A 25,225-nucleotide genomic window follows, 5' to 3' on the forward strand; every position below is an offset into this window, starting at 1 on the left:
CCGGTGGAGCATGGCAGGGAAGGGTACATCACAGGTTTACAGATGCTGCTGCAGGTGGAATCCCGGCTGGAATGGCTGCCCACCCTGCTGCTGTTGCCGTTGTCACTGGTGGAAAGCGTGTCGAGGTATATAGGCACGCAGACCAGCAGGCGCCCGCAGTGGTCAGCAGAGGTGGAAATGGCCTGCCGGCCAGAGCCGGGTGACCCGGTGAATGTGGGAGCAGAGCACAATGGGCCTGGCCGCTGGCGCACGGTACTGGCCAACGAACCCCGTGCTGTTTACGATGCCAAAAACCAGTATCTGAAAGATGCCAACCAGAAAATAAGGAATAAAATGGCTCATAACAGGGATGCGTGAACATCATAATGTCTGGTGTGTACAGGTGAACCCTGTGGTTGTGATTTATTCATCAATCCGCCTGTTACAAGGCGGGTTTTACTTGGTGGTATAGTAAAAATAAAGAAGAGTAACTATTTATATATATTCTTTGCTCTGGGTGTTCATCATAAGATGAATATAGTATGTGAGTTATTTGATGTTTTATTGCCATGTTAATTATTTTTTTAAATGCTCTGATTTTTATCGATTGGTTCAGTCTGTACTCTGATGTTGATTATCCATATTTATAATTATTTGAGGGAAATAAATGAAAGGAATTATTCGGGTTGGAGATAAAACCACAGGCGGAGGTATTGTGGTGTCTGGTTCAAATAAAATGAAGTTCGGTGGGGTAGGGGTTGCCCGGTTAAATGACCCAGTGATTTGCCCCATTCCTGGCCATACACCTTCGTTTATATCTGAAGGTCATCTAACGATGAAAGATAATGGTTTGCCTGTCGCTTTTCATGGATGCAAATGCTCTTGTGGGTGTTCGCTAATCTCATCGCTAACTAATGTGAAAATGAGCCCATAATGCCTGTCGACCTCTCTACTATTCCGCAGCCTGCAAGGCGTAAGCCACCGCCATCAGTAAAAAGATGGTTGGTGTATTTATTAGGTTCTCTTGTTTGTGGTGGTATTGTAACTCTTTGGCTATGGCCGGAAACGATTCCTGTTAAGAGTGCATTGTTTTGGCATTGCTTTATTATTATACCCTTTGTGCTTTGGGGAATAACAGCAGCAATACGTTGGCTACTCTGGCTGAGTTTTGAATGGTTTGCAGATGGTTGGGACAATGAGCGCGAACTGGATTTAAAAAATGAAATTGAACGTGCTCAGCGTTTTATTGTACTGAATGCAATTTCTGTTCATTTACCACATGTTGCTGCTTCGGAGTCAATAAGCCAGCAATTCCTATTGCCAGAAGGTGTTTCTCTGCCCGCCGTGGTCGATGAAAACACGCTCTCTGTGAGCCACTATGCTGAATTTAATGATGCGGGTGAATTGCTGTCAGTTCGCATTAACAAATGGATTGGTTTGTTGCTTGCCGATCCAATCATTCAGTCTGGCCTGTACAGAGGTAATCCAGAGTATCGGTTGAAAGTTGTTATTCAAATAGCGAATGAGTCTCAGCTTAATGAACAGGAAATTTCTGCTATAAAAAAAATAGTTATCCCATTAGTTCCCTCATCAGCCATAATTGAAATCATCTCTGACTATGGGTTGTCTGATATTGATAACTGGTTGGATGAACCTGATACTTTCCACATGTTATTGGTTCTTTCCGTAAATTTACTTGATAGCATGTCTGATGGTGAGGGGGAGGTTGCAGTTGGGCTTTTATTTTGTTCAACAGACAGTAATTGTGGTGAACCCTATATTGCCCGGGTTCACAGACCTGAATGTACTAAAGAACCTCTATCTGTTCACTCTGCTGCGTTGCAGGCAATGCGATGGGGAAAAGTTAGTGCAGATGATGTGGCAACTTTATGGCTATCCGGGGTAAATAGTGAATATAATCTACCAGCCATGCTGGCTGGTCATAACCTGAAATTTCCGCGGGTTGAAGAAAATAAGCAGTTGATACATATTGATGTAAAAAGTGGCACTACAGGCTTGTCATCCCCCTGGCTGGCACTTGCCCTTGCTGCAGGGAACAGCGAGTCAGTATCATTTCCTCAATTGGTAATCAATATAGAAAAACCGGATATAACCCTTTGGTGGTTTGTAGTACATCCTTATATATCCCCTTAGCTAAAATGATAACTTATGCAGTGTTATCTTATTAGGTGATTCTGTATTTTTCATTGCGAGTTGTTTCATATCAGGAGAAAAAATGGAGCAGAAAAAGCAGGGAGCAAAAATTGCAATATACAGGCTATGGTTTATTTTATTCTTTTTTCTGTTACTTGGCGTGATTGTTAGTTTGATGCTGAGTATTTACCCTGTCCAAATGGGTTTTATTTCAGGTGAAAAAATATCTTTTTTTATGTTAAGTTTATCAATAACTGTCGGGTTAACTATAGTCGTTACGATCACTTTTATTGTATTGATTTTCTTGGGTAAGTTTATTTATGTGCATGTTAAAGAAGAGGCCGGTAAGAAAAATGAAACTGAGTTAAAAAGGCGGGAAGTCAAAATATCATCATCAGTGCTCTGCTACCAACAGTTAAAGGTATATTTGCATAATCGTTATTATTTTTTTTGGCGCCGCAAAGTCCGCCTGATCCTGATTACCGGTGATGACGGTGCTGTCAGTCGCCTGGTCCCAGGTCTTAAAGAAAACCAGTGGTTGGAATGCAACGGCACCGTGCTGATATACGGCGGTAATCTGGATAGCCTGCCTGATACTGAAAAGCTTAATGCCTTGCGTAAACTGCGCCGCTTCCGCCCACTGGACGCCATTATCCGGGTGCTGGACACCACTCAGTCTCTGACCCCCCAGCGTAGTGACACCGACCTGCGTAGCCTGGAAAAGATCAGTGAAATCCTGCGTTATTCTCCCCCTGTCTGGCTGTGGCAACTGTGTGCCAGTGCATGGCCACAGGAAGGCAGAGAACCACAGGCAGTGGGAATAACCCTGCCGCGCAATGCCAGGTCGGAAGATGTGGAAGCACAGCTAAATACACTGTTGCCGCAGTTACGCCAGCAAGGGTTGTCGCAGGTGGGAAGTAACTGGTCATATGATTTTTTGCTGCGCCTGGCATGGCAACTGGGGCAAGGGGGCAGCGCACAATGGAAGGCTCAACTGATGCCCTGGCTGCAGGGTGCGTCATCGCGCATTTCACTTAGAGGGGTGATGTTCAGCCAGCCTGAGCCTGTGGGAAAAAATGGTGGTAAGGAGACTGTCCCATTGCATCCTCATGCGCTGGTGTTGCCACCAACCTGGCAAGGGGTGTTGAATGGCTGTGCGCGGGTACGTGGTTTTCGGGTGGGCCGCCCATGGGAGCCGGTACTTGCATGGAGCCTGGCGGCTTTATGTGCTGCCTGGTTTACCGGCCTGTTGATTTCAGCAACGGTCAATTACCACCATATTTCCACTGTTGCTGCTCGTGCTCACGCCCTGGATGTCAACCCGCCAGTATCAGATGCTCAGCTCACTGCTCTGCACGCCCTGCGTAACGATGCCGGGCGCTTGCAATACCACATCCAGCAGCGCGCGCCTTTGTACTGGCGTTTTGGTCTGGATCATAGCCAGCCTTTGCTGGATGCGCTGCTACCTTATTACGGCGGGGCGAATAACCACCTGATACGTGACTCAGCCAGCCAGGCGCTGGCACAGGCATTACGTACCCTGGTGAATACCCCTCCGGACAGTAACCAACGAGCGGAGCTGGCCAAATCCGGCTATGACCAGCTAAAAGCCTGGCTGATGATGTCCCGGCCTGAGCGAGTGGATGCCGCCTTTTTTACCGAAGTCATGGCAAGCGTACAGCCAGCACAGCCCGGTTTGTCTCAAGGGTTGTGGCAGGCACTGGCGCCGGATTTATGGGCGTTCTGGATGGATTTGCTGCCATCTCAGCCTGGCTGGGCAATTACGCCCGACAATGCCCTGGTGACCTGGAGCCGTCAGGTGCTGTTACAACAGGTGGGGCAGCGTAGCGCGGAAAGCAATCTGTATAACGGTATTCTGCTGGCTGTGCGGCGTAATGTGGCAGATGTCACGTTGGAAGACATGACAAACGGTACAGAAGTAGGGCGATTATTCTCAACGCGGGAAGTGGTTCCGGGAATGTTTACCCGACAGGCCTGGGAAAATAGTGTTGCACAGGCCATTGACAGTGCGGCGAATGCCAGGCGAGAAGAAATTGACTGGGTTCTGAGTGACGGGCGGAACAGTGTATTGGCAGATATCTCACCGGAAGCCCTGAAAACCCGGCTCACACAACGGTATTTTACTGATTTTGCCGGGGCCTGGCTGAATTTTCTCAATAGCCTTCAACTTACACCGGCAAACACAATTGCTGATGTTACCGACCAACTGACCCTGATAAGTGATGTCCGTCAGTCTCCGGTTATTGCCCTGATGAACACGCTTGCCTGGCAGGGCCAGACAGGGCGGCAGGGAGAAGGGTTATCAGGCATTCTGTTGCGCCCGGTTAAAAATCTGACCAGTGGGCCAGGACCTGTTATAGACCAGCTTGCCGCCGAACCACAAGGGCCGCTGGATGATACTTTTGGTCCTTTACTGGCGCTGTCTGGCATTTCAGGTGGCACTGGCGTGATGAGCGCAGACAGCAGCTTAAGCCTGCAAACCTGGCTGACCCGTATTACGCGGGTGCGTCTGCGCCTGCAACAAGTGGCTGCAGCGCCAGACCCACAGGAAATGATGCAGTCCCTGGCACAAACTGTGTTTCAGGGAAAAAGCGTGGATCTGACAGATACGCGCCAGTATGGCAGCCTGATGGCCGCGAGCCTGGGGGAAGAGTGGAGCGGTTTTGGTAGAACTGTCTTTGTGGAGCCTCTGACACGGGCATGGGAAGCGGTTCTGCATCCGTCAGCCATCAGCCTGAATGGTCACTGGAAACGCTCTGTGGTGGCCGACTGGCAGACCGCTTTTGGTGGGCGTTACCCACTGGCAGACAGTAAGAGTGAGGTGTCACTGCCAATGCTGGCGGAATTTATTCGCGCTGACAATGGGCGGATTGACCGTTTCTTGTCCACACAACTGGGTGGTGTCTTGCACAAGGAGGGCAGCCGGTGGGTTCCCGATAGCGCGAACAGCCAGGGGCTGGCATTCGACCCGGCTTTTCTGGAAGCAGTAAACCAACTGAACCAGTTAGCAGAGATCCTGTTTACCAATGGTCAGCAAGGTATTCGCTTTGAACTCCAGGCGCGTCCGGCACCGGATGTAGTGGAAACTCGCCTGACCATTGATGGCCAGCAACTGCACTACTTTAACCAAATGGCCGACTGGCATACTTTCCGGTGGCCGGGAGAAACATACCAGCCCGGGCTGATGCTGACATGGGCATCAACCCGGGCTGGCACTCGCTTGTTTGGTGATTATACCGGTACCTGGGGGCTTGTCCGTTGGCTGGAACAGGGAAAAAGCAGGCCGCTTAGCCGCAGCGAGTGGATGATAAGTTTCACAGCACCGGATGGCCGGGAGCTGGAGTGGGTATTACGTTCACAACTGGGGAAAGGACCGCTGGCTTTGTTAGCCCTGCGGGGTTTCCGGTTGCCAGAAAAAATATTTATTGTGGAACCGCATACCCCCAGCCCAAACGCCCCTGGCGCCAGCAACAGCGTAGTGATGCAAGGAACTGAAGAATGAGCAACCTCCAGAATCTTATTTCCGCCTGTGGTACAGACGAAAAGACATTAAGAGCACAAACACAGTCGCATATTGTTGACTGGGAACGCTGGATACAACCAATCAATGAAAACGATCCAACTGGGGGTGATTCGGGCTATGACGATGATTTCCAGTTGATGCGCGATGAAGTTAATAAACTCACCGGTACAGACACCGCCCTGATTTGCCAGCTTGCCGAAAAGCTACTTACCGCTACCAGTAAAGACCTGCGTGTAATCACATTTTATGTTTGGGCGCGTTTACATCAGGATGGAGAAACTGGCTTTGCCGAAGGGCTTGAATTACTGGCGGGCATGCTTGAGCGATATGGCACCCGTCTGCATCCTTTGCGCGAACGCACCCGGAAATCGGCACTTGAATGGTTAACCAGCCGCAAGGTTATGGACAGCCTGTTGCTGTACCCCGAAGTTGATATGGCCGTGATGCCACGTATTACAGGCGCTTTATTGTTGGTGGAGCAGGCGATTGTGCAGTTAGATGTGCCGTCACGGCCAGTGCTGGCACCGCTATACCAGGGGTTAAACCAGCGCCTGGAACAAAGCGGTGGAGCCAGTAGCCTTGTGCCGCAGAACAGCCGTGAAGAGACTAATAGCATCCCTGCCACGAGATCTCCGGCACCTGTTATGTCTTCGGTCTCTTCGGGGCGCGATCTGCTTGATCAGGCCAAAGTGCTGGCAGCATACCTGCGTGATCAGCCCGGGGGCTGGCTTGCAGGGCATCACCTGATAAAGAGTATCCGTTGGGACACGCTGGCAACCTTACCGCCGCTGGATTCAGCAGGCCGCACACGCCTGGTGCCGCCAAAGCCGGATAACCGGGCACATCTGAAGCGCCTTTATCTTCAGCAAAGCTGGAACGAATTACTTGAGCGGGCAGATAGCTTACAGGCGCAGGGGGTTAACCACCTGTGGCTTGATGTGCAGTGGTATATCTGGCAAGCCCTGCTCAAAATGGATAACGACACTGTTCGGGCCGACATTATTTGCCGTGATCTTCAGGGCTTGCTAACCCGGCTTCCCGGGCTGGAAACCCTGGCCTTTGACGATGGCACGCCTTTTGCGGATGAAGTCACACTGAGCTGGATTAACGCCACTGTGCTGGGGGAACCTGACAACTGGAAAGAAGAGCCAGTTAATGCGCCAGACTTAGCCAGTGATACAGTACTGGAGCTTGAGGCTGAAGCGATACAACTCGCTGATACCGAAGGCGTTGAAGCAGCATTAAACTGGCTGCAATTACGGCCAGGCATTACTTCGGTCAAAGACCGCTGGATGGTCCGCCTGCTGATGGCAAGGGTAGCCGAGCAGTACAATAAAAATGAACTGGCACTGCATTTGTTAAGTGACCTGGATAACCGAGCCAGTGAGCTCACCCTTGACCAGTGGATACCTGAACTTATGTTTGAAGTTAAAGCCCGTTGGGTCAGGTTACTCCGGGCAAAAGCCGGGCGTAATGAAACAGATAAGTTGCGCCTTCAGGCAGAGATGGACACTCTGTTGTCCGGGTTGATTGCGCTGGATCCTGCCAGGGCTGCGGTATTGTGCCATTGAATACACAGGCAATTAATTGAAAAAAGGATGAGTTATGGCTAAAGGCCATTATCTGGTAATGGGCGACAGGACAACCTGTGGTGGAAGAATTATAGAAGGGGCAGAGGATCACCAGTTACTTGGTATGCCAGTTGCGCGTGAGGGCGATAAGGTTTCTTGTGGTCTGACTCCTTTTATTTATGTGATTCAGGGAGGAATATTAAATGACACGCTGCATGGGCGAAAGCTGGCAGGTACCCTTGAAAGTTTCAGTACCTGCCCGTGTAAAGCTCGGTTCATTTCTTCACTCCCGCTGGATACTTATGAGTGAATCAGAGTATTGCTGTGCGCTGTAGTGTTATTTTATGGTATTCAATTGCTGTGATGTTTACAGCTAAAATAAATGAAATGTATTTTTTTGTGAAACTGATTGTTGTTTTTAATTGAAATTAATAATCAATTTTTTATTTTTATAAACTATATGTGGTGAATCTTTTTGCCATCCCTGAGAGTGTTGCAAGTTGGTTTTTTTATATTTCACAAACAAAAGATGGTTAGTGAAGACTTACAATTATTACTCAAGTAGAAAATATTATGGATGATTTAACTCTGCGTTATTACGACGCTGAAATGCGTTACCTGCAAGAAGCGGGTGAAGAATTTGCCCGGGCTTACCCGGACCGGGCAGCCATGCTTAATCTTGATAAATCCGGTGCCCGTGATCCGTATGTTGAACGCTTGTTTGAAGGGTTCGCATTTTTAATGGGACGGTTACGGGAAAAACTGGATGATGACCTGCCTGAACTGACAGAAGGGCTGGTCAGCCTGTTGTGGCCTCACTATTTGCGCACTATTCCTTCGCTATCTATCGTCGAGTTTTCCCCTGACTGGCGCGAAATGAAGGAAAGGCACCAGATCCGTAAAGGTTTTGAAGTGCTTTCCCGTCCAATAGGCGAAAAGGGAACTCAGTGCTGCTACACCACTACCCGCGAACTGAGCCTGTACCCACTCTCGCTGGAAAAGGTCTCTTTGAAAACCAATCAGAATGGATGCTCAGTAATTAATTTCCGTTTTAGTTGTAGTAACCTTGCAGACTGGAGCCATATTAACCTGAGTGAACTACCGCTTTATTTTAATGCGGATGCCCCGCTGGCCTGTGCAATGCACGAGGCATTTACCATGAATGTGGACCGAATATGGTTACAGTTATCGGATGGTAGTGAAGCTCGTGAACTGAGGGGATATTTCACTGCTTACGGTTTTGATGATGATGATAACCTGTGGCCAAAAAGCCATAGCAGCTTTAGTGGTTATCAGTTATTACTGGAATATTTTACCTTCCGTGAAAAGTTCATGTTCACCAGCTTGCGTGGCCTGGAAACCGTCAACTTCCCGCCGAATTTGCAATGGTTTGAGGTTGAGGTTCTCCTGGCCCGGCGGTGGGAGCATGATTTCAGCTTTACTGAAAAACACATACGCCTGAACTGTGTACCCGTTATTAATTTGTTTCGGCTGGAGTCAGACCCGCTCAATATAAATTCTCTGCAAACAGAATACCTGTTAACGCCAATGCGGATTCAGGACGGTTATACAGAAATTTACGCTGTCGATGAGGTAACCTCATCCAGCTCACATACCTATGTGCCATTCTCAAGCTTCCGCCATAAAGGCGGCATGATGTGCCATGAGGCACCTGAGTATTATTATCATACCCGCGTTCGTCGTGGCCCATCCGGTTTGCATAACACCTGGCTGATTCTGGGTGGTGAGGCATTTGATAGCCATACTGTCCCCGCAGATGAAAGCCTGTCCCTCACGTTAACCGGAACGAATGGCCAACTGCCACACCGGGCGTTGCAAAGTACGGTATTGGATACTGTGATGAGAGCGACCGCTGTCAGTATCACGGTAACCAATCTGTGCGCACCCACGCTCCCTTGTTACCCACCCGAGCAGGACCGCTTTCACTGGCGAATTCTCAGTCATCTTGGCAGCAGCTTCTTATCCATGATGGATGACGCAGAAGTATTACGCGGCACGCTGGCGCTTTATGAATGGACTCACAGCGAGATGAACCGACGCAGGCTGGAGGCCATCATTGATGTTACGCATTCAGAAACCGAACGCTTTGAGCAAGGGTACCTGGTTCGTGGTGTGCAAATTGAGGTAACACTCGACAGTCATGGTTTTGCCGGAAGAGGGGATATTTGCCTGTTTGGCGAAATGTTAAGCCGCTTCTTTGCCTTGTATACCGACATCTATCTGTTTAATCGCCTGGTAATCACTTTGCAACCAACCGGAGAACGCCTGGAATGGGAAGAGAAACACAGCCGCCATATTCCAGGTTGAGCCCTCGCCTGGAAGCAGAACTGAACCGGATAAACTTTTACCGTTTCTGCCAGTTACTGGAGAAAAACCAGCCGGGCAACCCACCATTAGGCACAACCAGCCATCCCGCCGATGACCCGGTGCGTTTTTGCCCTCATCCTGGTATGGGGTTTCCGGTAAGTGAACTAAAGTGTGTTGAATATGATGAGGAGGGCAGCCAAAACCCACCGGTTATTCGTACAACATTTATGGGCCTGTATGGCGTTGATTCCCCCTTGCCAACCGCGTACCTCGACGACATCACGCAACAACGTGAAGGGCATGAAGCACTGCAAGGGTTTCTGGATATCTTCAACCACCGGATTCTCACTCAGTTTTACCGTATCTGGCGTAAATATTCGTATCCGACCACTTTCGAGCCAGGCGGAACTGACAATATTTCACAGTCGTTACTGGGCCTGGTGGGGTTAGGTATACCCGGTATGGCGAAGCATATTGGTACGCCTGTGTCGCGCTTTTTAGCGCTGTTGGGCATCCTGCGCCAGCCGGGAAAAACCCAGGAAGGAATACAGGCACTGGTCACGTTGCTGGCACCTGAAACAGTCGCGCAAGTTAGCCCTTATTGCCTGCGTCCGGTGGCAATCAGCCATCCGTCGGGTTTTTATGGCGAAGAGGATATGTTGCTGGATGGCAATATGCCATTGGGTGATGAAGTGATGGACGCCTCCAGCCAGTTGTTGATAACACTGTGCACCGGAAATCACCAGGAGGCGCAGGGCTGGAGGCCGGATGGGCGGCTGTATCAGGATTTTCTGGTTATGTTGCGCGTATACCTTGGGTGGCGTTTTAAAGCCAAAATCCTCCTGACAGTTTGCACAGAAGCATTGAGTATGCGCCCGTTGGGCGAAGCGCCATTATGGTTAGGTATCAATGGTGTTCTGGGAGCCGAAGGTGAGGTATTGCCTGCTGATATTCCACAAACTTTTACCACCACTTTAGGCTATTACAGCGGCCTGCAACCCGCACTACAACGAGAGGGAAGTCGACGTGTCAGGTATCAATTTTCTTAATAAAACTTTTTATCTTGTGCCAGTTGTGGCACTGGGCCTTACCGGGTGTGGTTTAACGCAAAGCGTTACAGATGGAAGTAAATCTGCATTTAACGCAGTTTTCTACAAACAAATCAAAGTGCTGCATCTGGATTTTACCGCCCGTGAGGTCCTGAACACGGATTCACGAGAGAGCAATTCACTTTCAGAGCCTGTCGTTGTGCGGGTTTATCAACTCAAAGACAGCCAGACGTTTGAAAAGATAGTTTATGAACAATTACTGCGCGATGGTGAAAACAGTCTTAAAGAGGATTTACTGGCAACCCGGGATGTCGTGGTTAAGCCGGGCGGTGATGCTATGCTGGATATGCCGCTGGAAGCCGGAGCAAAATTTGTGGGTGTCGCAGGTCTGTTTCGCGAACCTGATCACAAAAATAACCACTGGAAACTCATCATTCAGCGTGAATCCCTGTCAGTAAATAGTGCGCGCATCATTGAGCTGGGCGCGAACAGCCTGCGGTTGTTGCCCGCTAAGGATGACTGAGTGATGAAAAAGCAACATCATTCCCCATCACTTTATGAAATACTCTGCGGTAATTTTACGGGAGCGTTTGACCTGCACCAGGTGAGTGAAGAAAACCAGGTTATTTTGTCTGTACTGGACAACATGCAACGTATCCTGAATTGCCGGGCAGGCACACTGGCGCATTTACCGGATTATGGATTACCCGATATGGCAACTATTCTGCAGGGTATGCCAGGGACCGCCCACCAGTTAATGAGTACCCTCTCTGCTGTTTTGCTGAAATATGAACCCCGCCTGAAAAAGATAACCGTTGTTATGCTGGATCAGGCGCAACCCGGGGAACTGTGCTACGCCATTGATGCCGAACTGAAAGATATTGGTCTGGTGCGCTATGGCACCCAGTTTATGCCAGAAGGCAAGGTGTTGCTCAGGCATCTTAAACAACGGCGCTTCATCAACAACTCACCTGGTCTATAAGTTTTTCTCACCACTGACGGAACAGTATCTGTGAACACCCGAAAATACCTTCGTACAGGCAGCGATCCACGCTCACTGCCTGATTATGTAGCTTTGCGTGATGAAATGATGAAACTCACCCATCCTGCCCGGCCTGATGTGAACTGGCAAACGGCAGAAATGCTCTGCCTGCGGTTATTTGAACATAATGGTGTCGAATTACAGAGTGCGACATGGTATACGCTTGCGCGTATGCACATTGCCGGCCTGGTGGGCATGAACGAAGGGCTTGCCTTGATTAATGCACTGGCCGCACATCAATGGTCTGTGATGTGGCCCGCCAGTGTGCATGCCCGTATGGAAATAGTGACTGGCCTTAATCAGCGCCTGCAGGCTGTCTTTCGCACTCAGGTTTACCGGTCTCCCGATGATCTTTCTGAGCTCTACCGGGCACAACAAGAGCTGGATGAGCTGAGTGATACACTGGGCCGCCATGAACTCAGGCAGACCAGTCAGTTGGCAGCGTTTCAGCAACAGATAAAACAGGCAATTACCCGGCTGGAGAATATGCCGCGTGGCTGTCAATCTGCACAAGATATCGTGTTGCCTGCCCAGGCGGTGACACAGTTTGCCGAACCTTTGCGCCCGGCCAGAGAACGTCTGGTCTACATTGTGCCCCACGAGCCGGTCGTGGATGTTGATTCACTGCCCGCTCAAGGAAAAGTAAAGCATCATAACCTGTGGTTGTTTTTGAGCGGCGCATGCACTGCATTATTGCTGAGTAGCGTGGTTAGCTGGGGGTGGCGCTATCTGAATACACCACCCGCAGGCCTGGCACAACTGAACGCCTCACTGGCCCCGTTACCCGGTATCGTGCCTGAAGAGCAACGAGTGGCACTTAGCCAGTATGTGGTAGCAAAACCGCATGGCAGCGAAAAGTTGGTAAAACAAACTCGTGAACAACTCGGCTGGCTGGCAACACTGCCACAGGGCTGGCAACATCAGTACGCCCGGCAGCTATTATCACAGGCCGAATTATTGTTGCCCTACAATACGGCGGTAGAGCCAATGATACGTGACTGGCAGCAACAGGCGGAAGCAAGTGCCATGCCATTGCCTCAGTTAACTAACTGGCAGGACGGAATGGTAAAATTGCAACGCCTGGCTGACCAGCTCAATGCTCTGGATGAAAAGCGCGGCAAGTACATGACGGTCAGTGAACTGAAGTCGCAGGTTTTCGCCATCACAGAGGCATTCCGCCTGCATATTCCTGCTGAAGAGCGGTTGCGCCAGTTGACGCAGGCAGGTAACACCAGTACCCAGCCTGGCGCTTTACAGTTACAAACCGAACTGCACATCAGGCAACTTCTATACCGTTATAGCCTGATAAACATGCAGCTGGAAAGCCGGGTTAGCGGAACAAGTGGAAAACAATAACGGCGTGAGGTGACAGTGACTGGCTGTAACTTTTACAACCGGATATACAAAAAACAAAGCCCCATCTGGGGCTTTGTTTTTGCTACCACAACAACAGGCAAAAAGATTGCCTTAGTGGGATGACAAGTCTGACGTAAAATCACGCTTGGTGTAGCCGGTATACAACTGGCGCGGACGGGCGATTTTTAACCCTTCGGCGTGCATTTCACTCCAGTGTGCAATCCAGCCAACGGTACGTGCCATTGCGAAAATTACCGTAAACATTGAAGACGGAATCCCCATTGCTTTGAGGATGATGCCCGAATAGAAGTCAACGTTCGGGTACAGCTTACGTTCAATGAAGTACGGGTCGTTCAACGCGATGTGTTCCAGCTCCATTGCCACTTCCAGCAGGTCATCTTTCATACCCAGCTCTTTGAGCACTTCATGGCAGGTTTCACGCATTACAGTGGCGCGAGGATCGTAGTTTTTATAAACACGATGCCCAAAACCCATCAGACGGAAAGAGTCATTCTTATCTTTCGCACGGCGTACAAATTCCGGAATGTGTTCTTTCGCGCTAATTTCTTCGAGCATCTTCAGACAGGCTTCGTTCGCGCCACCGTGAGCAGGTCCCCAAAGAGAGGCAATGCCTGCAGCAATACAAGCGAAGGGGTTGGCACCAGAAGAGCCTGCGGTACGTACGGTTGAGGTCGACGCGTTCTGCTCATGGTCGGCATGCAGAATCAGAATGCGGTCCATTGCACGTTCCAGCACCGGATTAACTTCATAAGTTTCACACGGTGTGGCGAACATCATATGCAGGAAGTTACCGGCATAGGAGAGGTCATTTCGTGGGTAAACGAAAGGCTGCCCAATGGAGTACTTGTAACACATCGCCGCCACTGTTGGCATTTTCGACAACAGGCGAAACGCCGCGATTTCACGGTGACGAGGAATATTCACATCCAGAGAGTCATGGTAAAACGCAGCCAGCGCACCGGTTACCCCGCACATGACGGCCATAGGGTGGGAGTCACGGCGGAAGCCATGAAACAGGCGAGTAATCTGCTCATGGATCATGGTATGACGCGTTACAATCGTTTTGAACTCATCATATTGTTCCTGTGTGGGTTTTTCACCATACAGCAGGATATAACAGACTTCGAGATAGTTGGAGTGAGTTGCCAACTGATCGATGGGGAAACCGCGGTGGAGTAAAATACCTTCATCACCATCAATAAAGGTTATTTTAGATTCACAGGATGCGGTTGAGGTGAATCCAGGGTCAAAAGTAAAAACCCCTTTTGAACCAAGGCTACGGATATCGATTACATCCTGGCCCAGGGTGCCTTGTAGCACGTCCAGCTCAGCGACAGAGCCCCCTTCGAGGGTTAGGTTTGCTTTTTTATCAGCCATTTACGGTCTCCTTAGCGCCTTATTGCGTAAGACTGCGGCTTTACCAGTTTGCTTTCATGGCCAGGTTGAAGTTTACCAGTTTGTTATATCAGCTCTCGTCTCTGTTTTAGAGGATATGACCAGGGTACAGAGAGATGGGCGCTTGCAGGTAACCATTCAGACCGTGGTGAAACAACAGCAAATCAGGGTGTTAGCAGCCAGTATAATAAAATCTTTATATCACTAATAACTGTCCTGACTACTGTGGTCAATACTGACACACTGTTACATAACTTATTCTCAGGTGAAAGAGTGACCCTATAACTTTTGCGAATTATACGGCGTTTTCGGTGATGGATGTAACAATAATGTTTAATTTTTGTCAAATCAGATAATTAAAAATTAAAAAAATGTTGTTATCGTGATCGTGTTCACTGTTCCAGCCAAAAACACACAAACTATTTGTAGGTTAATTGTAATGATATTGTGAACATCCTATACTGCCGCCAGGTCTCCGGAACATACTGCTCCCGCGAGCCACCCAGCGTAGTACTCGTCATTTTAACACCTGGAAGCAGTTGTTTTGCATGACGCAGAGTTATAGAAAACCACGCTGTCTGACCGCCTGCAGACCGGAGGAAGGAATAATAAAAACAGCATGTGGGCGCTATTCATAATGAAAAATGTGAAAAAACAAAGACCTGTTAATCTGGATCTTGCTACGATCCGATTTCCCGTCACCGCAATTGCTTCCATCCTCCACCGCGTTTCCGGCGTGATCACCTTCGTGGCGGTCGGCATTCTGCTATGGTTGCTGGGGCTGTCCCTTTCCTCACCCGAAGGCTTCCTGGTTGCTTCATCAATTATGGACAGCTTTATCGTTAAATTCATCTTTTGGGGCATTCTTACCGCACTTGCTTACCATGTTGTCGGTGGAATTCGTCATATGCTGATGGACTTTGGTTATCTGGAAGAAACCTTAGAGGCAGGTAAGCGTACTGCCAACATCGGTTTCGGTATTACTGTCGTGCTTTCTATTCTTGCAGGAGTTCTCGTATGGTAAGCAACGCCTCTGCGCTTGGTCGTAATGGTGTGCACGACTATATTCTGGTGCGTGCAACTGCGATTATCATCGCGCTGTATATCGTCTATATGGTTGGCTTCTTTGCAACCAGCGGTGAACTAACCTGGCAAATCTGGACGGGTTTCTTTGCCTCCGCTTTCACAAAAGTATTCACCTTGCTGGCGCTGTTTTCTGTGCTGGTTCATGCCTGGATTGGCATGTGGCAGGTGTTAACCGACTACGTTAAACCACTGGCTATACGTCTTGTCCTGCAACTTGCCATTGTTGCAACGCTGCTGGTTTACGTTATTTATGGGTTTGTTGTGGTGTGGGGTGTGTAATGAAATTGCCAGTCAGAGAGTTTGATGCAGTGGTTATCGGTGCAGGTGGCGCAGGCATGCGTGCTGCACTGCAAATTTCCCAGTCAGGGCAAACTTGTGCTCTGCTGTCCAAAGTATTCCCTACCCGCTCCCATACGGTATCCGCACAAGGGGGCATTACTGTCGCATTAGGCAATTCCCATGAAGATAACTGGGAATGGCATATGTACGATACAGTGAAAGGTTCTGATTACATTGGTGATCAGGATGCGATTGAATACATGTGTAAAACCGGCCCGGAAGCGATTCTTGAACTGGAACATATGGGTTTGCCATTCTCGCGTCTGGATGACGGGCGTATTTATCAGCGTCCGTTCGGTGGTCAGTCGAAGAATTTTGGCGGTGAACAGGCTGCGCGTACTGCGGCGGCTGCAGACCGTACTGGTCATGCATTATTACATACGCTGTATCAACAAAATTTGAAAAATCACACCACCATTTTTTCTGAATGGTATGCACTGGATCTGGTAAAAAACCAGGACGGCTCGGTGGTGGGTTGTACTGCACTGTGCATCGAAACCGGTGAAGTCGTGTACTTTAAAGCCCGCGCTACTGTGCTGGCGACCGGCGGTGCAGGGCGCATTTACCAGTCAACCACCAATGCGCACATTAATACTGGCGACGGCGTTGGTATGGCAATGCGTGCGGGTGTGCCTGTTCAGGATATGGAAATGTGGCAGTTCCACCCAACAGGGATCGCCGGGGCTGGGGTTCTGGTCACGGAAGGTTGCCGTGGTGAAGGCGGTTATTTGCTGAATAAACATGGCGAACGCTTCATGGAACGTTATGCGCCAAATGCCAAAGACCTTGCCGGCCGCGATGTGGTTGCCCGTTCAATCATGATTGAAATCCGTGAAGGTCGCGGTTGCGATGGCCCATGGGGCCCGCATGCCAAACTGAAACTTGATCACCTGGGTAAAGACGTTCTGGAATCCCGTCTGCCGGGTATTCTGGAATTATCGCGCACATTTGCTCATGTTGACCCGGTCAAAGAACCTATTCCTGTTATTCCTACCTGCCACTACATGATGGGTGGGATCCCCACCAAAGTAACGGGCCAGGCATTGACCGTGAACGAAAAAGGCGAAGATGTTGTGATTCCGGGCCTGTTTGCCGTTGGTGAGATTGCCTGCGTGTCTGTTCACGGTGCCAACCGTCTGGGCGGGAACTCGCTGCTGGACCTGGTGGTATTCGGGCGTGCGGCAGGTATGCATCTGCAGGAATCTATCAATGAGCAGGGTGCACTGCGTGATGCAAGTGAATCTGATGTGGAAGCCTCCCTTGAGCGCATGAATCGCTGGAACAACAACCGCACAGGTGAAGACCCGGTGGTGATCCGCAAAGCATTGCAGGAATGCATGCAGCACAATTTCTCCGTATTCCGCGAAGGCGATGCAATGGCGAAAGGCCTGGAAGAGCTCAAAGGTATTCGCGAGCGCCTGCAAAATGCGCGTCTTGATGATACGTCAAGTGAGTTTAATACCCAGCGAGTGGAATGTCTTGAACTGGATAACCTCATGGAAACGGCGTATGCCACAGCGATGTCAGCAAACTTCCGGACCGAAAGCCGTGGTGCACACAGCCGCTTCGATTTCCCGGAACGTGATGATGAGAACTGGTTGTGTCACTCCTTGTACTTGCCAGAAAGTGAATCCATGGTACGCCGTAAGGTGAACATGGAACCTAAATTGCGCCCGGCGTTCCCGCCGAAGGTACGTACTTACTGATTGCGGAGACAAGGTGATGAAACTCGAATTTTCAGTTTATCGTTATAACCCTGATGTAGACGATGCTCCGCGTATGCAGGATTACACGCTGGAAGCTGACGAAGGGCGAGATATGATGCTGCTGGATGCGTTAATCCAGTTGAAAGAAAAAGATCCGACACTGGCTTTCCGTCGTTCCTGCCGTGAAGGGGTGTGTGGCTCCGACGGCATGAACATGAATGGCAAAAATGGCCTCGCCTGTATCACTCCCATTTCGGCGTTGCGTAATGGTAATCAAAAAATTGTGATTCGCCCGTTGCCCGGGTTGCCAGTGGTGCGTGATCTGGTTGTGGACATGGGGCAGTTCTACACTCAATATGAGAAGATTAAACCTTACTTGTTGAATAATGGGAAAAATCCACCAGCCAGAGAACATTTGCAGTCTCCGGAACAGCGGGAAAAACTTGATGGCCTGTACGAATGTATTTTATGTGCCTGCTGTTCAACGTCCTGCCCGTCTTTCTGGTGGAACCCGGATAAATTTATTGGGCCGGCAGGTTTGTTAGCGGCTTATCGCTTCCTGATAGACAGCCGTGATACGGAAACAGACCAACGCCTTGACGGGTTGAGTGATGCTTTCAGTGTGTTCCGCTGCCACAGTATTATGAACTGTGTCAGTGTTTGCCCAAAAGGTTTGAACCCAACTCGCGCAATTGGTCATATTAAGTCGATGTTGTTGAAACGTAGTGCATAATATGAAAGGCCGGGAAGTGGTTTCCCGGCCTTTCAGGAAATCTTTAAAAACTGCCGGTAGCACCTTGCACCGGGTGTCATACTCAAAAGGTGCAATTGCGCGAAGACAGTTTTTAAAGGTTCCTTCGCGAGTGATTTCATTATAAAAGCTCGCTGAAAGTGAACCCTGGTACGTGCCCCATAAGGGTGTACGATGTAGTTTTTACGGCGAAAGTAAGCCTGTAAGGCTTAAGGGATCACGATGCAGAACGGCGCAATGAAAGCCTGGCTGGACTCTTCTTACCTGTCTGGTTCTAACCAGACGTGGATAGAACAGCTCTATGAAGACTTCTTAACCGATCCTGACTCAGTGGACGCACACTGGCGCTCCATGTTCCAGCAGTTGCCCGGAACAGGGGCCAGACCGGATCAATTCCATTCCAAAACACGTGATTATTTTCGTCGTCTGGCGAAGGATGCCTCACGTTACACTTCCTCAATTACCGACCCTGACACCGATGCCAAGCAGGTAAAAGTTCTGCAGCTCATCAACGCATATCGCTTCCGCGGTCACCAGCAGGCTAACCTCGACCCACTCGGGCTGTGGCAACAAGAGTCGGTACCTGATCTCTCCCCTGCATTTCATAACCTGACTGAAGCAGATTTCCAGGAGAGCTTTAACGTGGGGTCTTTTGCAATTGGCAAAGACACCATGAAGCTGGGCGACTTAATCACTGCACTGAAGCAAACCTATTGTGGTTCTATCGGTGCGGAATATATGCATATCACCAACACAGAAGAAAAACGCTGGATTCAGCATCGGATTGAATCTGTGGTTGGTCAGCCTTCTTTCTCTAAAGAAGAGAAAATGCGCTTCCTCAGTGAGTTGACTGCGGCTGAAGGCATGGAACGTTACCTCGGTGCCAAATTCCCTGGCGCAAAACGCTTCTCACTGGAAGGTGGGGATGCGCTTATCCCCATGCTTAAAGAACTGATCCGCCATGCGGGTAAGAGCGGCACCCGCGAAGTGGTACTGGGTATGGCGCACCGTGGCCGTCTTAATGTACTAGTTAACGTTCTGGGCAAAAAACCGCAGGATTTGTTTGATGAATTTTCCGGGAAGCATAAAGAACACCTGGGGACAGGTGATGTGAAATATCACATGGGCTTCTCGTCAGACATTGAAACTGAAGGTGGTCTGGTCCACCTGGCGCTGGCGTTCAACCCTTCACATCTGGAAATTGTCAGCCCGGTTGTTATCGGCTCTGTGCGTGCGCGCCTTGACCGTCTGGATGAACCGGGCAGCAACAAAGTTCTGCCTATCACTATTCATGGCGATGCTGCTGTTGCCGGGCAGGGTGTGGTTCAGGAAACCCTGAATATGTCCAAAGCCCGTGGTTACGACGTGGGGGGGACGGTTCGTATCGTTATTAATAACCAGATTGGTTTCACTACATCGAATCCACTGGATGCCCGTTCCACACCTTATTGTACGGATATTGGGAAAATGGTGCAGGCGCCGATTTTCCACGTCAATGCGGATGATCCGGAAGCGGTGGCATTTGTTACCCGCCTGGCACTGGATTACCGCAATACCTTCCAACGTGACGTATTTGTTGACCTGGTGTGTTACCGACGTCATGGCCATAACGAGGCCGATGAACCCAGTGCAACTCAGCCACTGATGTACCAGAAAATTAAAAAACACCCCACGCCTCGCAAACTCTATGCAGACAAACTGGAACAGAACCAGATTGCCACGCTGGAAGATGCCACTGAGCTGGTGAATCTGTACCGCGATGCGCTGGATGCTGGTGATTGCGTGGTGAAAGAGTGGCGTCCAATGAATATGCATTCATTCACCTGGTCGCCTTATCTGAACCATGATTGGGATGAAAGTTACCCGAATAAAGTTGATATGAAGCGTCTGCAGGAGCTGGCAAAACGTATCAGCACGGTTCCGGAAGCGGTAGAAATGCAGTCCCGTGTCGCGAAAATTTACGGCGATCGCCAGGAGATGGCAGCCGGTAATAAACCGTTCGACTGGGGAGCCGCAGAAAACCTGGCTTACGCCACAATGGTTGACGAAGGTATTCCGGTACGTATCTCTGGTGAAGATGCCGGTCGTGGAACATTCTTCCACCGCCATGCGGTCATTCATAACCAGACCAATGGCTCGACTTACACGCCACTGTGCCATGTGCATAATGCGCAAGGTACTTTCCGCGTATGGGATTCAGTTCTGTCTGAAGAAGCCGTTCTGGCCTTCGAATATGGTTATGCGACGGCAGAACCTCGTACCCTTACTATTTGGGAAGCACAATTTGGTGACTTCGCGAACGGTGCCCAGGTGGTAATCGACCAGTTCATCAGTTCTGGTGAGCAAAAATGGGGCCGGATGTGCGGGCTGGTCATGTTACTGCCTCATGGCTATGAAGGGCAGGGGCCAGAGCACTCTTCCGCGCGCCTGGAACGCTACCTGCAACTGTGTGCTGAGCAAAACATGCAAGTGTGCGTGCCGTCAACACCGGCACAGGTTTACCATATGCTGCGCCGCCAGGCATTGCGTGGTATGCGCCGCCCACTGGTGGTGATGTCACCCAAATCACTGTTGCGCCATCCGCTGGCGATTTCCAGCCTGGATGAACTGGCTAACGGCACTTTCCAGCCTGCAATTGGTGAAATCGATGACATCGACCCGCAAGCTGTGAAACGTGTGGTGATGTGTTCTGGCAAGGTGTACTACGATTTGTTGGAGCAACGCCGTAAAAATGATCAACATAATGTGGCGATTATCCGTATTGAGCAGTTGTATCCGTTCCCGGTACAAACCGTGCAGGAAGTGCTTAAACGGTTCTCCCATGTTCATGACTTTGTCTGGTGTCAGGAAGAGCCACTGAACCAGGGCGCATGGTATTGCAGCCAGCACCATTTGCGCGAAGTCGTACCTTTTGGCTCCGCACTGCGTTACGCAGGGCGTCCGGCGTCGGCATCACCTGCCGTCGGGTATATGTCCGTTCACCTTAAACAGCAGCAAGATCTGGTTAATGACGCGCTGAATGTCGAATAGTTAAAGGATAAATAATGAGTAGCGTAGATATTCTTGTTCCCGACCTGCCTGAATCCGTTGCCGACGCCACCGTGGCAACCTGGCATAAAAAACCGGGTGACGCGGTAACCCGCGACGAAGTTCTGGTTGAAATCGAGACTGACAAAGTGGTACTGGAAGTACCGGCTGTCGCTGATGGTGTACTGGATGCAGTGCTTGAAGCTGAAGGCACAACGGTAACTTCTCGCCAGATTCTGGGGCGGCTGCGCGAAGGTAACAGTTCTGGTAAAGAAACCTCTGCAAAAGCGGATGAGAAAGAATCCACACCAGCACAGCGTCACACGGCTGATCTTGAAGAACAGACTAATGACGCGTTAAGCCCGGCAATTCGCCGCCTGTTGAGTGAACATGATCTTGACGCCAGTGCCATTAAAGGCACTGGTGTTGGTGGGCGTATCACTCGTGAAGATGTTGAAAAACATCTGGCTAAAGCCCCTGCCGCACCCGCAGCTCCGGCAGTAGAGCCTGTTGTGGGTAGTCGCAGTGAAAAACGTGTCCCGATGACGCGTTTGCGTAAACGTGTAGCGGAACGGCTGCTGGAAGCGAAAAACTCAACTGCAATGTTGACGACGTTTAACGAAGTTAACATGAAGCCAATTATGGATTTGCGTAAACAGTACGGTGAGGCGTTTGAAAAACGTCATGGTATCCGTCTGGGCTTTATGTCTTTCTATGTTAAAGCTGTGGTTGAAGCACTGAAACGCTACCCGGAAGTGAATGCTTCAATCGATGGTGATGACGTGGTTTACCACAACTACTTCGATGTCAGCATGGCTGTGTCAACACCTCGTGGTCTGGTTACGCCAGTATTGCGTGACGTGGATACACTGGGTATGGCCGATATCGAAAAGCGTATTAAAGAGCTGGCAGTGAAAGGCCGTGACGGTAAACTCACCGTTGAAGATTTGACCGGTGGTAATTTCACTATTACTAACGGTGGTGTGTTTGGTTCTTTGATGTCCACTCCGATTATCAATCCGCCGCAAAGCGCCATTCTGGGTATGCATGCCATCAAGGACCGCCCGATGGCGGTAGGCGGTAAAGTAGAAATTCTGCCAATGATGTATCTGGCACTTTCTTACGATCACCGTCTGATAGACGGGCGTGAGTCCGTTGGTTTCCTGGTGGCAATTAAAGAGATGCTGGAAGACCCGACTCGCCTGCTGCTGGATGTGTAGTTGTGTGGGGCTTGCCCCACACACCGATTACCCGGCCACAGCACATGCTGTGGCGCAGAGTACCCCGAGCCTAGATGCTCTTCATCTGATTTGAATGGATAGAACTCATGAACTTACACGAATATCAGGCGAAACAATTGTTTGCCCGGTATGGCTTGCCGGCACCGGTGGGTTATGCCTGTACCACACCGCGTGAAGCGGAAGAAGCAGCGTCTAAAATTGGTGCTGGTCCTTGGGTAGTAAAATGCCAGGTACACGCAGGCGGCCGTGGTAAAGCTGGCGGTGTGAAAGTAGTCAAAAGTAAAGAAGATATCCGTGCTTTTGCTGAACAGTGGCTGGGCAAACGCCTGGTAACCTACCAAACAGACGCGAATGGTCAGCCGGTCAACCAGATTCTGGTTGAAAATGCGACTGATATTGCAAAAGAACTGTATCTTGGCGCAGTAGTGGACCGCAGCAGCCGTCGCGTAGTGTTTATGGCTTCTACTGAAGGCGGTGTGGAAATTGAAAAAGTTGCTGCGGAAACGCCGCATCTGATCCACAAAACCGCCATTGACCCGCTGACGGGTCCGATGCCGTATCAGGGGCGTGAACTGGCATTTAAACTGGGGCTGCAAGGCAAACAGATTCAGCAGTTCAGCAAGATTTTCATGGGGCTGGCTACCATGTTCCTGGAGCGCGATTTGGCGCTGGTGGAAATCAACCCCTTAGTCATTACGACTCAGGACGACCTGATTTGCCTTGATGGCAAACTGGGTGTTGATGGTAATGCATTGTTCCGCCAACCAGAACTGCGTGAAATGCATGACAAGAGCCAGGAAGACCCGCGCGAAGCCCATGCTGCACAATGGGAACTGAACTATGTGGCGCTGGAAGGCAATATCGGTTGCATGGTAAATGGCGCAGGTCTGGCTATGGGCACCATGGATATTGTGAAACTGCATGGCGGCGCACCGGCTAACTTCCTTGATGTGGGCGGTGGTGCAACGAAAGAACGTGTTACTGAAGCGTTTAAAATTATTCTGTCAGATGATGCTGTTAAAGCGGTACTGGTTAACATCTTCGGTGGGATTGTGCGTTGCGACTTGATTGCCGATGGCATCATTGGCGCCGTTTCTGAAGTTGGTGTAAATGTGCCAGTTGTTGTGCGCCTTGAAGGTAATAACGCAGAACTGGGGGCGAAGAAGCTGGCAGAAAGTGGCCTGAATATTATTGCGGCGACCAGTCTGACCGATGCCGCGCAGCAGGTTGTTGCTGCAGTGGAGGGGAAATAATGTCCATTTTAATCGATAAAAACACCAAAGTTATCTGTCAGGGTTTTACTGGTAGCCAGGGGACATTCCATTCCGAGCAGGCCATTGCTTATGGTACCCAAATGGTCGGTGGTGTTACGCCAGGTAAAGGCGGTACGACTCACCTGGGTTTACCCGTGTTTAATACCGTTCGTGAAGCGGTAGAGGCCACCGGGGCGACTGCATCGGTTATTTATGTACCGGCCCCGTTCTGTAAAGACTCGATTCTTGAAGCAATCGATGCTGGTATCAAATTAATTATCACTATTACTGAAGGTATTCCGACTCTGGATATGCTGACAGTGAAAGTGAAACTGGACGAAGCTGGTGTGCGCATGATTGGGCCTAACTGCCCGGGCGTCATCACTCCGGGTGCATGCAAAATCGGTATCATGCCTGGGCACATTCACCAACCGGGTAAAGTCGGTATTGTTTCACGCTCTGGTACGCTGACCTATGAAGCAGTGAAACAAACCACTGATTACGGTTTTGGTCAGTCGACGTGTGTTGGTATCGGTGGTGACCCAATTCCGGGTTCCAACTTTATTGATATTCTGAAAATGTTCCAGGAAGACCCGCAAACCGAAGCCATCGTGATGATTGGTGAAATCGGTGGTAGCGCGGAAGAAGAAGCTGCTGCCTATATTAAGGAACATGTCACTAAGCCTATGGTGGGTTACATTGCGGGTGTTACCGCGCCGAAGGGCAAACGTATGGGCCATGCAGGTGCCATTATTGCCGGAGGTAAAGGTACTGCAGACGAAAAATTCGCAGCACTTGAAGCTGCCGGTGTGAAAACTGTGCGTAGCCTGGCAGATATCGGTGAAGCGCTTAAATCTATTCTTCCTCAATAAAAAATGGTGATCGCCAGTAAGGCGTGAACCCCTTTTCGACATGGTTGGCCACCCACAGGGTGGCCTTTTTTTCCGAACAGTGACGGCAGTTTCGTGAAAGAATGAAAATTGAAAATAAAAAGTTAAAAACTTGATTAATATTGTGAAGGAACTACGCTTAATACTATTGACCCAGAGTGACTGTTTCATCCTGAAAATGCCAATTACGTTGCGCTTTAATTATTTATAATATTGCACACATACAATTAAAGTTAATTTAGTTAACATTAAATTAACTTAACGTACACACGAATAACCTCGTTAACATAAAATACGTATATTGATTTAAATCAATAAAATAACCCCCTGCCACCTAATGAAAAATGCCAAATTTGTCGAAGATCAAACTGGCGCTTAAGGATATTTTTCGCTATAAATTGATCACCGTCGAGAAACGCAAAAAACGTTCAGTAAAAACCTATTTATTGTAAGCCTATTGAAGCGTAATATATTCGCGGGATTCATTTGGTAT

General features: G+C 49.6%; 21 protein-coding genes. 19 read left to right on the plus strand and 2 right to left on the minus strand.

Annotation, left to right across the window (positions count from 1 at the left end):
• The 11 genes from A9B99_RS09560 to A9B99_RS09605 all read left to right on the plus strand — a co-directional run.
• On the plus strand, positions 1-357 hold a 357-nt coding region (locus tag A9B99_RS09560; protein ID WP_331710049.1), incomplete at its 5' end, for a hypothetical protein.
• A gap of 289 nt (positions 358-646) precedes the next feature.
• Positions 647-913: a PAAR domain-containing protein gene (locus A9B99_RS23170; RefSeq protein ID WP_074388787.1), complete on the plus strand. Its 267-nt coding sequence runs from the start codon at positions 647-649 to the stop codon at positions 911-913.
• The gene (locus A9B99_RS09565) at positions 913-2,133 is read left to right on the plus strand and encodes a hypothetical protein (RefSeq protein WP_156519030.1); all 1,221 of its coding nucleotides are present in this window, start codon (positions 913-915) and stop codon (positions 2,131-2,133) included. Before A9B99_RS23170 ends, A9B99_RS09565 begins: the two co-directional genes overlap by 1 nt.
• A gap of 175 nt (positions 2,134-2,308) precedes the next feature.
• Positions 2,309-5,656: an ImcF-related family protein gene (locus A9B99_RS09570; protein WP_082917857.1), complete on the plus strand. Its 3,348-nt coding sequence runs from the start codon at positions 2,309-2,311 to the stop codon at positions 5,654-5,656.
• Positions 5,653-7,248: a type VI secretion system protein TssA gene (gene tssA, locus A9B99_RS09575; RefSeq protein WP_064596970.1), complete on the plus strand. Its 1,596-nt coding sequence runs from the start codon at positions 5,653-5,655 to the stop codon at positions 7,246-7,248. Before A9B99_RS09570 ends, tssA begins: the two co-directional genes overlap by 4 nt.
• Before the next feature lie 34 nt (positions 7,249-7,282).
• The gene (locus tag A9B99_RS09580; RefSeq protein ID WP_064596972.1) at positions 7,283-7,558 is read left to right on the plus strand and encodes a PAAR domain-containing protein; all 276 of its coding nucleotides are present in this window, start codon (positions 7,283-7,285) and stop codon (positions 7,556-7,558) included.
• 263 nt (positions 7,559-7,821) lie between these two features.
• On the plus strand, positions 7,822-9,576 hold the full coding sequence (gene tssF / locus A9B99_RS09585) for a type VI secretion system baseplate subunit TssF (protein WP_064596974.1): 1,755 nt from the start codon (positions 7,822-7,824) through the stop codon (positions 9,574-9,576).
• On the plus strand, positions 9,540-10,625 hold the full coding sequence (tssG, locus tag A9B99_RS09590; RefSeq protein WP_064596976.1) for a type VI secretion system baseplate subunit TssG: 1,086 nt from the start codon (positions 9,540-9,542) through the stop codon (positions 10,623-10,625). Before tssF ends, tssG begins: the two co-directional genes overlap by 37 nt.
• Complete coding sequence (gene tssJ / locus A9B99_RS09595; RefSeq protein ID WP_064596979.1) at positions 10,603-11,148, plus strand: type VI secretion system lipoprotein TssJ; 546 nt, start codon at positions 10,603-10,605, stop codon at positions 11,146-11,148. The genes tssG and tssJ overlap by 23 nt, the downstream gene beginning before the upstream one ends.
• Before the next feature lie 3 nt (positions 11,149-11,151).
• Positions 11,152-11,607, plus strand: a complete 456-nt coding sequence (tssE, locus tag A9B99_RS09600; RefSeq protein WP_064597095.1) for a type VI secretion system baseplate subunit TssE — start codon at positions 11,152-11,154, stop codon at positions 11,605-11,607.
• Between the two features lie 30 nt (positions 11,608-11,637).
• Positions 11,638-13,023, plus strand: coding sequence for a VasL domain-containing protein (locus A9B99_RS09605; protein WP_064596981.1), 1,386 nt, complete (start codon positions 11,638-11,640; stop codon positions 13,021-13,023).
• A gap of 111 nt (positions 13,024-13,134) precedes the next feature.
• Here the strand turns inward: A9B99_RS09605 and A9B99_RS09610 are convergent, their stop codons facing one another.
• Both A9B99_RS09610 and A9B99_RS24565 read right to left on the minus strand, forming a co-directional pair.
• Positions 13,135-14,421 carry a citrate synthase gene (locus tag A9B99_RS09610; protein WP_064596983.1) on the minus strand — a complete coding sequence of 429 codons (1,287 nt, stop codon included), beginning with the start codon at positions 14,419-14,421 and terminating at the stop codon, positions 13,135-13,137.
• Positions 14,422-14,603: 182 nt separating this feature from the next.
• Entirely contained in the window at positions 14,604-14,786 is a 183-nt protein-coding gene (locus A9B99_RS24565) for a hypothetical protein (RefSeq protein WP_440137629.1), read from the minus strand.
• A gap of 272 nt (positions 14,787-15,058) precedes the next feature.
• On the opposite strand from A9B99_RS24565, the gene sdhC reads away from it, so the two are divergent.
• The 8 genes from sdhC (at position 15,059) to sucD (ending at position 24,714) form a co-directional block, all read left to right on the plus strand.
• The gene (sdhC, locus tag A9B99_RS09615) at positions 15,059-15,463 is read left to right on the plus strand and encodes a succinate dehydrogenase cytochrome b556 subunit (RefSeq protein ID WP_064596985.1); all 405 of its coding nucleotides are present in this window, start codon (positions 15,059-15,061) and stop codon (positions 15,461-15,463) included.
• The gene (sdhD, locus tag A9B99_RS09620) at positions 15,457-15,804 is read left to right on the plus strand and encodes a succinate dehydrogenase membrane anchor subunit (protein ID WP_064596986.1); all 348 of its coding nucleotides are present in this window, start codon (positions 15,457-15,459) and stop codon (positions 15,802-15,804) included. Before sdhC ends, sdhD begins: the two co-directional genes overlap by 7 nt.
• Entirely contained in the window at positions 15,804-17,570 is a 1,767-nt protein-coding gene (sdhA, locus tag A9B99_RS09625; protein WP_064596988.1) for a succinate dehydrogenase flavoprotein subunit, read from the plus strand. Before sdhD ends, sdhA begins: the two co-directional genes overlap by 1 nt.
• Before the next feature lie 16 nt (positions 17,571-17,586).
• Complete coding sequence (locus A9B99_RS09630) at positions 17,587-18,303, plus strand: succinate dehydrogenase iron-sulfur subunit (RefSeq protein WP_064596991.1); 717 nt, start codon at positions 17,587-17,589, stop codon at positions 18,301-18,303.
• Between the two features lie 240 nt (positions 18,304-18,543).
• Positions 18,544-21,351, plus strand: coding sequence for a 2-oxoglutarate dehydrogenase E1 component (sucA, locus tag A9B99_RS09635; protein WP_064596993.1), 2,808 nt, complete (start codon positions 18,544-18,546; stop codon positions 21,349-21,351).
• Between the two features lie 14 nt (positions 21,352-21,365).
• Positions 21,366-22,568 (plus strand): 2-oxoglutarate dehydrogenase complex dihydrolipoyllysine-residue succinyltransferase, encoded by a 1,203-nt coding sequence (gene odhB / locus A9B99_RS09640; protein WP_064596995.1) that lies wholly within the window; start codon positions 21,366-21,368, stop codon positions 22,566-22,568.
• A gap of 107 nt (positions 22,569-22,675) precedes the next feature.
• Positions 22,676-23,842: an ADP-forming succinate--CoA ligase subunit beta gene (gene sucC, locus A9B99_RS09645; RefSeq protein WP_064596996.1), complete on the plus strand. Its 1,167-nt coding sequence runs from the start codon at positions 22,676-22,678 to the stop codon at positions 23,840-23,842.
• Positions 23,842-24,714, plus strand: coding sequence for a succinate--CoA ligase subunit alpha (gene sucD / locus A9B99_RS09650; protein WP_064596999.1), 873 nt, complete (start codon positions 23,842-23,844; stop codon positions 24,712-24,714). Before sucC ends, sucD begins: the two co-directional genes overlap by 1 nt.
• The last annotated feature ends 511 nt before the right edge of the window (positions 24,715-25,225 follow it).

It is taken from the genome of Mangrovibacter phragmitis (genome assembly GCF_001655675.1).
Lineage (GTDB): Bacteria > Pseudomonadota > Gammaproteobacteria > Enterobacterales > Enterobacteriaceae > Mangrovibacter > Mangrovibacter phragmitis.

Coding starts and splice junctions, on each gene's coding strand:
- A9B99_RS23170 (WP_074388787.1), top strand. CDS start 647: ATGAAAGGAATTATTCGGGTTGGAGATAAAACCACAGGCGGAGGTATT.
- A9B99_RS09565 (WP_156519030.1), top strand. CDS start 913: ATGCCTGTCGACCTCTCTACTATTCCGCAGCCTGCAAGGCGTAAGCCA.
- A9B99_RS09570 (WP_082917857.1), top strand. CDS start 2,309: ATGCTGAGTATTTACCCTGTCCAAATGGGTTTTATTTCAGGTGAAAAA.
- tssA (WP_064596970.1), top strand. CDS start 5,653: ATGAGCAACCTCCAGAATCTTATTTCCGCCTGTGGTACAGACGAAAAG.
- A9B99_RS09580 (WP_064596972.1), top strand. CDS start 7,283: ATGGCTAAAGGCCATTATCTGGTAATGGGCGACAGGACAACCTGTGGT.
- tssF (WP_064596974.1), top strand. CDS start 7,822: ATGGATGATTTAACTCTGCGTTATTACGACGCTGAAATGCGTTACCTG.
- tssG (WP_064596976.1), top strand. CDS start 9,540: ATGGGAAGAGAAACACAGCCGCCATATTCCAGGTTGAGCCCTCGCCTG.
- tssE (WP_064597095.1), top strand. CDS start 11,152: ATGAAAAAGCAACATCATTCCCCATCACTTTATGAAATACTCTGCGGT.
- A9B99_RS09610 (WP_064596983.1), bottom strand. CDS start 14,421: ATGGCTGATAAAAAAGCAAACCTAACCCTCGAAGGGGGCTCTGTCGCT.
- sdhC (WP_064596985.1), top strand. CDS start 15,059: ATGTGGGCGCTATTCATAATGAAAAATGTGAAAAAACAAAGACCTGTT.
- sdhD (WP_064596986.1), top strand. CDS start 15,457: ATGGTAAGCAACGCCTCTGCGCTTGGTCGTAATGGTGTGCACGACTAT.
- sdhA (WP_064596988.1), top strand. CDS start 15,804: ATGAAATTGCCAGTCAGAGAGTTTGATGCAGTGGTTATCGGTGCAGGT.
- A9B99_RS09630 (WP_064596991.1), top strand. CDS start 17,587: ATGAAACTCGAATTTTCAGTTTATCGTTATAACCCTGATGTAGACGAT.
- sucA (WP_064596993.1), top strand. CDS start 18,544: ATGCAGAACGGCGCAATGAAAGCCTGGCTGGACTCTTCTTACCTGTCT.
- odhB (WP_064596995.1), top strand. CDS start 21,366: ATGAGTAGCGTAGATATTCTTGTTCCCGACCTGCCTGAATCCGTTGCC.
- sucC (WP_064596996.1), top strand. CDS start 22,676: ATGAACTTACACGAATATCAGGCGAAACAATTGTTTGCCCGGTATGGC.
- sucD (WP_064596999.1), top strand. CDS start 23,842: ATGTCCATTTTAATCGATAAAAACACCAAAGTTATCTGTCAGGGTTTT.